12 protein-coding genes are annotated in these 12,522 nt (G+C 30.2%); 8 read left to right on the plus strand and 4 right to left on the minus strand.

Annotated features, from left to right (window positions below):
* Window position 1: 1 nt before the first annotated feature.
* Window positions 2–928, minus strand: a complete 927-nt coding sequence (locus NMK29_RS09375) for a peptidoglycan DD-metalloendopeptidase family protein (protein WP_159092272.1) — start codon at window positions 926–928, stop codon at window positions 2–4.
* Between the two features lie 385 nt (window positions 929–1,313).
* On the opposite strand from NMK29_RS09375, the gene NMK29_RS09380 reads away from it, so the two are divergent.
* On the plus strand, window positions 1,314–2,147 hold the full coding sequence (locus tag NMK29_RS09380) for an OmpA family protein (protein ID WP_108804140.1): 834 nt from the start codon (window positions 1,314–1,316) through the stop codon (window positions 2,145–2,147).
* A 143-nt stretch (window positions 2,148–2,290) separates the two neighbouring features.
* Here the strand turns inward: NMK29_RS09380 and NMK29_RS09385 are convergent, their stop codons facing one another.
* Window positions 2,291–2,479, minus strand: a complete 189-nt coding sequence (locus NMK29_RS09385) for a hypothetical protein (RefSeq protein ID WP_027391591.1) — start codon at window positions 2,477–2,479, stop codon at window positions 2,291–2,293.
* A gap of 239 nt (window positions 2,480–2,718) precedes the next feature.
* Here NMK29_RS09385 and NMK29_RS09390 point away from each other — a divergent pair, with 239 nt between their 5' ends.
* The 3 genes from NMK29_RS09390 to NMK29_RS09400 all read left to right on the plus strand — a co-directional run bounded on the left by NMK29_RS09390 (window position 2,719) and on the right by NMK29_RS09400 (window position 4,803).
* Window positions 2,719–3,168 (plus strand): hypothetical protein, encoded by a 450-nt coding sequence (locus NMK29_RS09390; RefSeq protein WP_108804139.1) that lies wholly within the window; start codon window positions 2,719–2,721, stop codon window positions 3,166–3,168.
* Window positions 3,169–3,428: 260 nt separating this feature from the next.
* On the plus strand, window positions 3,429–4,265 hold the full coding sequence (locus tag NMK29_RS09395; protein WP_108804138.1) for a M57 family metalloprotease: 837 nt from the start codon (window positions 3,429–3,431) through the stop codon (window positions 4,263–4,265).
* A gap of 130 nt (window positions 4,266–4,395) precedes the next feature.
* The gene (locus NMK29_RS09400) at window positions 4,396–4,803 is read left to right on the plus strand and encodes a DUF2541 family protein (RefSeq protein WP_108804137.1); all 408 of its coding nucleotides are present in this window, start codon (window positions 4,396–4,398) and stop codon (window positions 4,801–4,803) included.
* Between the two features lie 92 nt (window positions 4,804–4,895).
* Here the strand turns inward: NMK29_RS09400 and NMK29_RS09405 are convergent, their stop codons facing one another.
* Window positions 4,896–6,113 carry a class I SAM-dependent rRNA methyltransferase gene (locus NMK29_RS09405; protein WP_369863024.1) on the minus strand — a complete coding sequence of 406 codons (1,218 nt, stop codon included), beginning with the start codon at window positions 6,111–6,113 and terminating at the stop codon, window positions 4,896–4,898.
* Window positions 6,114–6,817: 704 nt separating this feature from the next.
* On the minus strand, window positions 6,818–9,268 hold the full coding sequence (gene lon / locus NMK29_RS09410; protein WP_108804135.1) for an endopeptidase La: 2,451 nt from the start codon (window positions 9,266–9,268) through the stop codon (window positions 6,818–6,820).
* 219 nt (window positions 9,269–9,487) lie between these two features.
* Here lon and NMK29_RS09415 point away from each other — a divergent pair, with 219 nt between their 5' ends.
* From NMK29_RS09415 to NMK29_RS09430, 4 genes are read left to right on the plus strand one after another with little or no spacing between them, the layout of a single operon-like run.
* Window positions 9,488–10,039: an RNA polymerase sigma factor gene (locus NMK29_RS09415; protein ID WP_108804134.1), complete on the plus strand. Its 552-nt coding sequence runs from the start codon at window positions 9,488–9,490 to the stop codon at window positions 10,037–10,039.
* Window positions 10,036–10,599 (plus strand): hypothetical protein, encoded by a 564-nt coding sequence (locus NMK29_RS09420; RefSeq protein ID WP_108804133.1) that lies wholly within the window; start codon window positions 10,036–10,038, stop codon window positions 10,597–10,599. Before NMK29_RS09415 ends, NMK29_RS09420 begins: the two co-directional genes overlap by 4 nt.
* Complete coding sequence (locus tag NMK29_RS09425) at window positions 10,580–11,680, plus strand: hypothetical protein (protein ID WP_108804132.1); 1,101 nt, start codon at window positions 10,580–10,582, stop codon at window positions 11,678–11,680. The genes NMK29_RS09420 and NMK29_RS09425 overlap by 20 nt, the downstream gene beginning before the upstream one ends.
* A gap of 19 nt (window positions 11,681–11,699) precedes the next feature.
* Window positions 11,700–12,434, plus strand: a complete 735-nt coding sequence (locus NMK29_RS09430; protein ID WP_108804131.1) for a head GIN domain-containing protein — start codon at window positions 11,700–11,702, stop codon at window positions 12,432–12,434.
* Window positions 12,435–12,522: the final 88 nt, after the last annotated feature.

The raw sequence follows: 12,522 nt of genomic DNA on the forward strand, positions 1-12,522 counted from the left end.
TCTAGTAGATCACTATTTCTTGTCCTACGTTAAGAACAGAATTATATCTGATTTCATTTATTTTACATATTTCGGAAACATTAGTATCATGTTTCCTAGCTATACCGTGCAGCGTGTCACCCTTTTTTACTATGTAAATACTTTTTGTAGGATTTTTAATTTCATTTAAAGTTTCATCAATGTTCGTCTGAACTACAATCTTACTCTTTCTAGTAGAACGGTGAGATCTTGGCGTTATCCACTTCTTAGTAACCACTATATCATTTGCTCTTATTTTTGTGTCCGGAGAAAAATCAAATAGATATTCTGGGTGAATACTTTTTCCGTGATATCTTACTTCTAAATGTAAATGACTACCTCTAGCATTTCCTGACACCCCACCTTTACCAATTACCTGACCTTTTTCGACAATATCATTTTCTTTAACCAAATATTTCGAAAGATGTGCATATACTGTCTCTAAACCATTATAGTGCCTAATAACGACTGTTTTTCCATGACCTCCATGTCTTCTAGCATATCTAACCTTTCCTCTCAATAATGCTTTTACATTATCACCAGTCCTAAGATCAATATCTATTCCTTGATGTGGTCTACCCCTTCTCCATCCATATCTAGAAGTTACAACCATTTTATGATCTACTGGAGAAGAAAAAATTGTATCTTCAAAATGTAATAAAAAAGGATGTTTATTTTGCTTACTTCTCCAATAAGTATTGAATACTGTAGTACTCCAATCTTCATTATAAATTTTACTAAAATCCTTCTTAACAATGGTATCTACAGCATTGACAACAGGCATAACTTTTTTTCTATTTACTTTATATATAGGTAAATATGTTATACTTCCATCTAATACTAGTCTTTTATAATTCTGCAATATTACGTTATCTACTTTATCTGATTTTTGTGCAACAACCGTTTGCATTGTAACACATAATATTATTAATAAAGTTAATTTTCCCCTATTCAAAAACATGAAATTCCAAAAATTTAAATTCTAAAGTAAAGTTCATTCTGGGCGTTTCGTTTGTTATAAGACGATTTATTTATGGTCTCGTTACAACTATAATTATTTATTAACCAAACATTAGATTTATTAGCCAAACAGGCTAAAAAACTAAAGTATTGTAATTCAATTTATTACAAATAATTCGGCGATAAATTTACCGTAAAAATAATACGGTATACTAATTTTAGCAATTTTTTTTAACAATTTTTAAGAATTCAATGTGAAAAGTTTAGTAGGTAAAATTATAATAAAACTAAGAACAAGTAGTTTTAGGTAAGTATAAAAGATTAATTAAATAACCATGAAAAAAGTATTCACATTAATTGCAATATCGGGGGCTTTAATGACCACATCTTGCGTTTCGAAAAAGAAGTATTTAGCTCTGGAAGAAGATCTAAATAACACTCGTAGTACATTACAGAAAACAACAGTTGAAAAAGAAGAATTAGAATCTAAATTTGCTAAAATAGAAGCAAGAGTAGCTGATTATAATGCAAAAATAAATTCGTTAAAAGATTCTAATGATGAGAAAATGGTAATGGTAGATAACCTTGCGGTAATATCTAACAATACTAAAGAAAAAATGAAACAAACATTATCTCAGGTAGATCCAGAAAAACTTCAAGGAGCAAGAACTCTAGAAGATTCAATGAATTTAGCTGTTTCTCATAACCTAAAAAGTTCTTTAGACGATAGTTTAAAGGAGGATGAGGATATTTCTATCGACATTGATAACACTGTTGTGATGATTTCTATTTCTGATAAAATGCTATTTAATAGCGGAAGCTATCGTGTTAGTAACAAAGCAAATGATATATTAGAAAAATTAGCTCAAGTTATTAACTCTGAACCAAGTCTTGATGTAATGATTGAAGGTCACACTGATCCAAGAACGATTAGCACACCTGCATTAGAAGATAACTGGGACTTAAGTGTAAAAAGAGCAACTTCTATCACAAGATTATTACAAAAGAAGTATAATGTTGACCCATCTAAGTTAATCGCCTCTGGAAGAAGTAGCTATCAACCTTTAGTAGAAAATGATACAGAAGAGAATATGGCTATTAATAGACGTACTAGAATTGTATTATTACCAAATCTAGACAAGTTCTTTGCGATGCTATCATCAAACTAAGAAGAGAAAAGAAATTTTAAAAAAGGGATATGTATATAATACATATCCCTTTTTTCATTTGCATTCGTACAATTACAACCTAAAACATCAATTATCTTCTCAAAACACATTGATAAAACAATACTGTTTTATGATGATCTATTTTAATCAATATATGTATTAACACTTGTAGTCAATTTACAAGAGCTATGTAACATCTTTTTAAACTTTAGAGCCAAATGCTCATCATTAAACTTCATTGCTTCACTAATACTATTAGACAACACCAATTCCCCTATTAGATATTCTACAAAATAGGTTTGCTCATCAGTTAACAAAACATATTCAGTCATATAACATTCTTATTTTGGAACTCTATCATATTTTATATTCAGAATAAAATAATACAGATATATCATTTTTCTTGCCCAAATTTAAGTTTTAAGAACTTTACTTTTATCAGCCTCTCAAGTATGTTATCAAATTCTTATTCACAATCTCTCCTAAAGAAATTATAAAGCCTTTTTAAAACAAAAAAAAATCATATTTTTTTCGTAACTTATTGATGTTCAATTCTTAAAATCACTCCATCATGAAATCCTTCTTATTAATCATTTTTAGCTTTTTCTCCATAAATTCAATTTACAACACATCTAACACCTCTGATATCAATAATTTTAATCTAGAAGGTGTTTGGGATCTAAAACATCAATTTCTATATGATGATCATAATGAAATCTCTGATACTATTTTAAACCCAAATGGATATCGTCAGGTAAAAATGTATAGCAAAGGTAAAGTGATGTGGACTAGATATGACCCTGCTGACAGTAATGAATGGTTTGGTTATGGGACGTATTCTATTAAAGGTAATATCTTAGAAGAAAGATTAGAATACGCATCTGGACCAATGATGAAAATAGTAGACACTACTCAAGTTTTTAAATTTGAACTGGTTATGGATAAAAAATCCTATCAACAAATAACTATTGATGAAACTGGTCATTATTCGCAATCCGAAAATTATACTAAAGTAGAATAATTAGTATTTTTACTTTCCACTTCATTCCTTAACATAATATAAAGGGTATTCACCCAACAATTTGGGTTGTATACCCCTTTTTCATTGTATTACTAAAATGTAGTTTTGAAAAATAAATATTTGCATGATATAAAACCACACAAATATTATACAATTATCCCAACAATATTTTTCATATAGCACTTGATGTTTAAAGGAACACTTTTGCAAGAACTTATCGTAAAATTCAAACTAATCAACTGAAATTAAAATACACTACGATGAAAAAAATCACATTGTTAATGCTTTGTCTTATGGTTCTTATAACCAACTTCTCCTGTCAGAAAAAAGAAATTAATGAAGAAATCCAAGAAACACATAAGAAACCTACTAAAGAACAACTCACCAAGCTATTTAATATGGGAGTGAATATTGACGATGTTACTATCCAAGAAATTACCACTTTGGATGGCAAAACGAATACCTATTTAATATCTGGGGATATTACTATCCCAATAGATAATCTTAAATCTTATTCAGATTTAAAACCTTTAAATGGTGACAATAAACAATATAGAGATACTAATTTAGTCTCTCCTAATTATAGAGATATTGATATATTAGGATATACTGGAGGAAATTTTGCATTGACTTCTAAAATGCAAACTGCACTACGCTGGGCAGTTAATAATTATAATGCATTATCCAATAGTTTAAATTTCAATCTTACTTTTGGTACTGATTTCAGTAATGCGGATATGGTAGTTTATAAAATTAATATAGCCAGCGGAGGTGGAAATGCTAGTTTTCCGAACACACTTGGAGAGCCTTATAAATGGGTTAGAATCAACGCAGGAACAGATGCATATACAACCAACGTAAATGAACACGTAATAGGCCATGAAATTGGCCATTGTATTGGCCTTAGACATCAGGATTGGTATAATCGACAAAGCTGTGGTTACTCTGGTCCTCTTCCAGCAGAACCACCTGCTATTTGGATTCCAGGAACACCAACATCTGCTTACGCTGATTCTATAATGCAAGCTTGTTTTGGAACTACAGAAGATGGAGAATTTACCGATACGGATAAAACAGCATTAAACATTTTATATTAATACAAATATTATAAAAAATATACCTATTGGGCTACATACTTGAAGTGTATGTAGCCTATTTTTTTAAAAATTATAATTAAACCTTTAGTAATTAATATGGTCTTACTATTAAACACTAAAACATTGAATTATGGAAAATAAAAAAAGGCAAAAACTAATCCTACCATTTTTAATGGTATTATTTTTAGTAGCAAGCAGCTTTAGTACAGCTAAAATAAAATGGGAACATTTAGGGTCTAGAACAGTAAATTATAAAATTGATAGAGATGTTATTAAAGTAACAGCAAAAGATGGTGCATTTAAAAAACTAAAAGTAAAGGTTACCAATGGTTCTATAAATATGCATCGAATAGTTGTACAATATGGAAATGGAGAAAAACAAGTAATTCAAGTAAAAAAGAACTTCAAAAAAGGAAGTGCGACTAGAGTCATTGATTTAAAAGGTAACAAACGAATAATAAGAGATATTACTTTTTTCTACGACACCAAAAACTTTTCTAAAAACAGAGCAAAAGTACATGTATTCGGAAAGCACTGATAACAAAACAATAACAGATCCTAAATTTGGTTGAAGCATTTTATACATAATATTAATATGCTTCAACCTAGTTCAGGAATTAGTTATTTACATTAACTCATTTGATAATACACACACTTTAAATACGCTCCTTCTTCAAACGTTATCGGATGGTCTATATCGTGATATGTTTTTTCTAAAACACTAAAATTTCTTCCACTCTGAGAAATGTTTTCATGACATATATTAAAAAAATCTTCTGCTTTAATCCTAGAAGAACATGAAGCTAAAACTAAAATTCCTTTTTTACTAACCAATTGAGTTCCAAGTCTAGCTAACCTAGCATAACTGTTTTTTGCTTTAACAATTTCACTTTCTCTCTTAGCAAAAGATGGAGGATCAATGACAACAATATTAAATTTCCTGTTATTATTTATAAGACTCTGTAACCCTTCGAAAGCATCTACAACCATTATATCGTGGTTTCCCGAATGTTTATTTAAAGAAGCATTATCCTTTGCCATTTCCAGAGCTTGTCTACTTATATCGAGGCTCACAACTTCTGTAGCATTACCAGCTAACGCATGTACAGAAAAACCACCCGCATAAGAAAATACATCCAACACTGTTTTACCATTAGCAAGATCACCTACTCTTTTTCTATTATGCCTATGATCTAAGAAATATCCAGTTTTATGACCTTTAATTACATTAGCAGAAAACAAAACTCCATGTTCTTCGAACACTACTACTTCGTTCTCTAAGTCACCAAAGACTACATCTCCATCTTTTAAATTATATGTTTCCCCTCTAGTTTGTAATGATCTGCTTAGTCTCATTACAACAGTTTTACATCCTGTATTTTCAATTAAATGAGGTAAGATCCAATTTATATATGGAAACCAAATATGAGAATATAATTTTATCACTAAAACAGTATCATATACATCTGCAATAAAACCTGGCATTTGGTCATTCTCACCAAATATTAATCGATAACTATTTGTCTTTGATTTCAATAACTCTTTTCTAATATTATAAGCTTGCAGAATTCTATGACCAAACCATTCGTCATTTATTTGTGCTGCTTTCTTAAACTGAATTACTTTAATTCTAATTGGAGAGTACGGATCATATAAGCCTATTGCAATAATAGTATTCTTTTTGCTGTCATATATAATAGCTAAATCTCCTGAATTTCCTTTAGCACTTTGTTTAATAATACTATTTTCAAAAACCCAAGGGTGGCCTCTTTTTACCATTTTTTCTGCAGAGGGCTTAAGTTTTATTGCTAATCTTTGAGTATTGATTTGCGGGATAATATTCATCATATGCAAGAATAGTAATATTTTTTAGCATACAAGAACTATAATATATAAAAACGGGATTGTATCTGGAAACAATCCCGTTTTAACCAAAACTTTTCTAGCTAATGAACCTATTGAGGAATCGCCATTTTAGACTATTATAGGTGTGACATTTTAACTTCGGATTTTAAGAGATTTCCATGTGTAATATATATGTTGGTTGACAAAAACATGAATTAAAAAATAAAGTCTGGTTTACAAATTAAAAGTAAAACATTTATACAACTTATGGTTGCGTGTAAACCTCAAAAAAAGTAAACTAAAATAGTCCAATTTAGTATATAAAATAAGAAAAGCGCTTATCCCAAGGAGTATCAGGATAAACGCTCAAAAAAATATTGTTCGAACTTGTAATTATTTAGTAAAGTAAATCTCGCTTTTTGATTGTAAGTTAAACTTATATACTTTTTCTAAAAAGCATCAATCCCAAGATGTATCAGGATTAATCCCCTTTAAGTATTTACTCAACTTTTTTATCTAATAATAGATCTTGTTGATTTCTCTACTGTTTACATCTATATGACGAGCATCACTAAATTTTGTTACACTTTTTTCTTATAATTTTTTATTTTAAAGATCTAAAAATTAAAATAATCCAGTAAAATCAATAGTTACAATCGATATTTTTTTTGAAAAAAAATTATTCAATATTAAATAAATATCAAAAATTATAATTTTTTAGCATTCTTTACCTTACTCTTGGTTAATGCCAACTCTAAGACTTCACTCATTTCTTTAACGTAGTGGAATTTTAATCCTTTAAGATATTCCGCTTTAATTTCATCAATATCTCTCTTATTATCCTCACACAATAATATTTCTTTGATATGAGCTCTTTTTGCAGCCAGGATTTTTTCTTTAATTCCACCAACAGGTAACACCTTACCTCTTAGTGTAATCTCACCTGTCATAGCAATACTCTTTTTCACTTTTCTTTGAGTAAATAGTGAAACTAATGATGTAAGCATTGTAATTCCTGCACTAGGACCATCCTTTGGCGTAGCTCCTTCTGGAACATGAATATGAACATTATAGTTGCTAAAAATATCTTGATTAATTCCTAAAACATCTGCATTAGCTTTGATATACTCCATAGCAATAGTTGCAGATTCCTTCATTACTTTTCCTAAATTACCGGTAATTGTTAGGCTTCCTTTTCCTTTAGAAAGAATTGATTCTATAAATAAAATATCACCACCTACACTAGTCCAAGCTAATCCGGTAACAACACCCGCTACTTCATTATTCTCATATTTATCACGCTCTAATCTAGGAACTCCTAAAACCTCTACAACATCGTCATTACTTACTTTTACATTATAGGTCTCTTCCATTGCTATATTTTTAGCAGCGAACCGTACCATTTTAGCAATTTGCTTTTCTAATCCACGAACACCAGATTCTCTTGTATATCCTTCTACGATCTTCTCTAATTGTACCTTTCCAATTTTCAAATGAGATTTATCCAATCCGTGTTCAACCAATTGTTTTGGTAATAAATGCTGTTTTGCAATTTCAACTTTCTCTTCTATCGTATATCCGGTTACATTAATAATCTCCATACGATCTCTTAAAGCTGGCTGAATTGTATTAAGGCTGTTAGAAGTAGCAATAAACATGACTTTAGAAAGATCAAACCCCATTTCTAAGAAATTATCATGAAATTCAGAGTTTTGTTCAGGATCAAGCACTTCTAATAAAGCAGAAGAAGGATCTCCTTGGTTTCCTACAGAAAGTTTATCTATCTCATCCAAAACAAAAACTGGATTGCTTGTTCCCGCTTTTTTAAGGCTTTGGATAATACGACCTGGCATGGCACCTATATATGTCTTTCTATGCCCTCTAATTTCTGCTTCATCTCGCAAACCACCTAATGATATACGTACATATTCTCTACCTAATGCTTCGGCAATAGACTTCCCTAATGATGTCTTACCAACTCCCGGAGGACCGTACAAACATAGTATCGGTGATTTCATATCATTACGCAGCTTTAGTACTGCTAAATATTCTATGATACGTTTTTTAACTTCATCTAAACCGTAATGATCACGATCAAGAATTTTCTTGGCACGTTTTAGATCAAATTTATCTTTACTAAATTCATTCCATGGCAAATCTAAAAATAGATCTAAATAATTACGTTGAATAGAATATTCGGCTACTTGCGGATTCATACGACGCATCTTAGACAATTCTTTGTCAAAATGTTTCTTTACATTTTCATCCCATTTCTTATCCTTACTTCTAACCTGCATTTCCTCTATTTCATCTTCATGTGAGACACCACCTAGTTCCTCCTGAATGGTTTTCATCTGTTGATGAAGGAAATACTCACGCTGTTGCTGGCTCATATCATGCTGAACCTTATTTTGTATATCATTTCTTAGTTCCAATTTCTGAAACTCTAAATTCATATACTTCAACGTAGCTAAGGCCCTATCCTTGATATTATCAATCTCTAATATTTTTTGTTTTTCGTCTACTGGTAAATTTAGATTAGAAGAAACAAAATTGATTAGAAAAGAGTTACTTTCAATATTTTTAATAGCAAAAGATGCTTCTGAAGGAATATTAGGACTTTCCTTTATAATTTCTAAAGCCAATTCTTTTATAGAATCAATAATCGTATTAAACTCCTGATTTTCTTTAGCAGGTCTGGTTTCCGGAACTTCTAATACTCTTGCTTTAATATATGGTTCTTCTTCTAAGATCTCATCTATCTTAAACCTTTTTTTACCTTGTAAAATAACAGTTGTATTTCCATCTGGCATCTTAAGAACTCTTAAGATTCTCGCTACTACTCCAATTTTATTTATATCCTTAGAAGTAGGATTTTCTACATCTTCTTCCTTTTGAGAAACTACTCCAATCGTTTTGTTTCCATTATTTGCTTCATTAAGAAGCTTAATTGATTTATCACGACCAGCAGTAATTGGAATCACTACTCCTGGGAATAAAACAGTATTTCTCAATGGCAATATAGGAAGTGTTTCCGGAAGTTCTTCTTTATCGATTTCCTCTTCATCTTCAGGTGTCATTAAAGGTATTAATTCTGCATCTTCATTTATTCCTTGAAATGACAAACTGTCAAGAGTTGTTAATTTGGATTTCGTCATAAGTATATATACAAAGTCATTTTGTCATCTAATCAAAATGACATTCTTTAAAAGTTTATTAAATCTAATTTTAGAATCGATAACACTTGCAAAATAAGGCATTTGTACCTGATTCTACTTAGATAAGTCAATTGTTATGCCATAAACTTCAAAAAAATATTTTAAAAACTGTAACAAAAAGGATCTATCCATATCTTTATATAAAGTAAACTGAAATTTTTGACACTAACCAAACTAAATACTGAGCAACTGATAGAAAAGTGCCGTAAGCAAGATCAGAGTGCGCAGATGGAAATTTATAACAGATACTATAAAGCTATGTACAACACAGCTTATAGAATTATAAAAAATTCTGCAGAAGCTGAAGATGTGATGCAAGAAGCTTTCTTAACAGCATTTACCAAACTGTCAATGTTAGAAGACAACAAGGTATTTGGAGCTTGGTTAAAAAAGATAGTTGTTAATTCTAGTCTTACAATATCTCGTAAGCGAAATATTTATGGTGAGGTCCCTTTAGAAACCATTGAATATGCACTTACAGATGAAACAGAAGGGATTGTAAGAGAAGATTTGACTAGTGTTAAAGCTAATACAGTTTTAAATACTTTAAAAGAATTAAAAGAAAGCTATAGTACCGCATTGTCATTGCACTTGATAGAAGGTTATGATTATGAAGAGATTTGTGGAATATTAAATATATCATATTCTAATTGCCGTACACTGATTTCTCGCGCGAAAGAAAGTTTACGTAAAAAATTAATAGTTACATGAAAAAGGAAGATGAAATAGACAAGTTATTTGAACGTTTAGAAAATCAACTTGACGTATTTGAACCATCAGTTGATCATAAATCACATTTTTTAGAGAAATTGCAGGAGCAAAATAAAGTTGTTTCTCTTACATCTAAAAAAATAAATTGGATAAAACCATTAGCAATTGCAGCTTCTATAGCAATATTAATAGGTACCATATCAATAGCTCCTATATTTAACACTAATGAGAAAGCTGATTTAGCAAGTGTTTCTCCACAAATGGAGGATACTCAAAATTTCTTTACAGTTGCGATCAAAAACCAACTGGAAGAAATTGACAAAAACTCATCAGCAGAAACAACTGAACTAGTTGCGGATGCTATGAAACAATTAGAAAAATTAGAATCTAGTTATGAACATCTAAAAAAAGATCTAGTAGAAAGTGGCAATGATAAAAGAGTAATCAGCGCGATGATTAAAAACTTTCAGAAAAGAGCAACTTTACTAGAAGAAGTATTAGAAAAAATTGACAACATCAACAAATTAAAATTAAACGAAAATGAAACCAATATACTATAAACTAATATACATATTACTTCTTATACCAGCTATTTCTCTAGGGAATGGAGACATTAGAAAGAAAGGAAAATATACTAAAGAGAAATCTATGAAGAAAGAGTTTTCTGTAAGTAGTGATGCTTTATTAAAAATAAGCAATGATTACGGAAATCTAGATATTACTTCTTGGGATCAGGATAAAATCGTAATGGAAATTAACATAAAAGTTAATGGAAACGATGAAGAAAAAGTAATAGAAAAACTTGAAAGTATCGGTGTAGATTTTGAAGCATCATCGAAAATGGTAAGTGCAAGAACTACTTTTGATAAAGATAGCAAATCGTGGTGGTCTAAATTCTCTGATAGTTGGGGTGGAAATAACCTAAAGCTAGAAATTAATTATACAGTAAAAGTCCCAATCACAAACAGTGTAGATCTAAATAATGATTATGGAAGTATAACTCTTGATAAGACTAAAGGAAATGCTAAAATAAGTTGCGATTATGGACAGATCATTGTAGGCGAATTACTGGGAAATGATAACTATATTAGTATAGATTATACTCACAATAGTACCATTAAATATATGAAAAGTGGAAAAATAAATGCCGATTACTCCGATTTTATTTTAGATATGGGAGATGAAGTTCTACTTAATGCTGACTATTCTAAATCAAAAATAAAAGCAGTCAAAGAGCTTAATTATAACTGTGATTATGGTAGTTTAAAAGTAGAAAACGCAAGAGTTTTTAAAGGAAACGGTGATTACCTAGACACTAATATTGGAAGCGTAAGTAATAGTGTGAATATTAACTCTGACTACGGATCTATTGATATTAAAAATTTAGAATCTACAACAAAAAATGTCAATATTAGAACCGATTATACTGGTGTAAGTATTGGGTATGATTCTAATCTAAACTTTGATTTTGTTGTCAAAACTTCCTACGGAGGAATTAATCTTGATGACAGCATTAACACAATGAAAAAGAGTAAAGATAATTCTAGTAAAGATTACAGAGGATATCACGGAGAAAAAAACAGTGGAAATTCCATTGATATTTCTACCAGTTATGGTGGAGTTAAACTAAGAAAAAATTAATTCAAATATTCAATCAATTATGAGAACAGTAACAATCATTTTAGGCTTAGCATTATGCAGTATAACATCAATAAATGCGCAATGGTGGGGAAAAGGAAAAAAAATAGAAGGAAATGGCAATGTAGTAACTAAAAACAGAAATTTATCAAGCTACGATCAAGTAAAACTAAAAGGTAGTTTAGATGTCGCTTTAGTTGCTGGAACCGAAGGTAATATTAAAATTGAAGCAGAAAGCAATCTAATTCCTCACGTAATCACTGAGGTAGAAGGCGATGTTCTAAAAATCTATGTAGAAAAAGAATATTATTTAAAACCAAGTAGAAATAAAATAATTCTTATTACAGTACCTTTTAAAGATATATCTAAAGTAAGTTTATCTGGATCAGGAGATATTTATTCCAAAGATACTATAAAGGCAGAATCTTTTGAAACTAGAGTTTCTGGATCAGGAGATGTTGGATTAGAAGTACAAGCTAAAGAACTAGAAGGATCTGTATCTGGTAGTGGTGATTTAACGTTAAAAGGTTCTGCAGAAAATCTAGAATTAAATGTAACTGGTTCTGGAGATGTGAGAGCATATGACCTAAGAGCAAAAAATGTAGATGCATCTGTGACAGGTTCTGGAGATATTAAATTAACATCTACCCATTATTTAAAAGCACGTGTAACAGGTTCAGGAGACATTGATTATCAAGGGAATCCAGAAAAAGAAGATAAAAAAGTTTCAGGATCTGGTGATATCACAAAACACTAAAAAGAAGCATATTTCAATAATCCGAAAAACTGTTTAAGAAGTTTTACTTCTTAGGCAGTTTTTTTTACGTCTAATAATCTTTACTTTT

Source organism: Aquimarina sp. Aq107 (assembly GCF_943733665.1).
Lineage (GTDB): Bacteria > Bacteroidota > Bacteroidia > Flavobacteriales > Flavobacteriaceae > Aquimarina.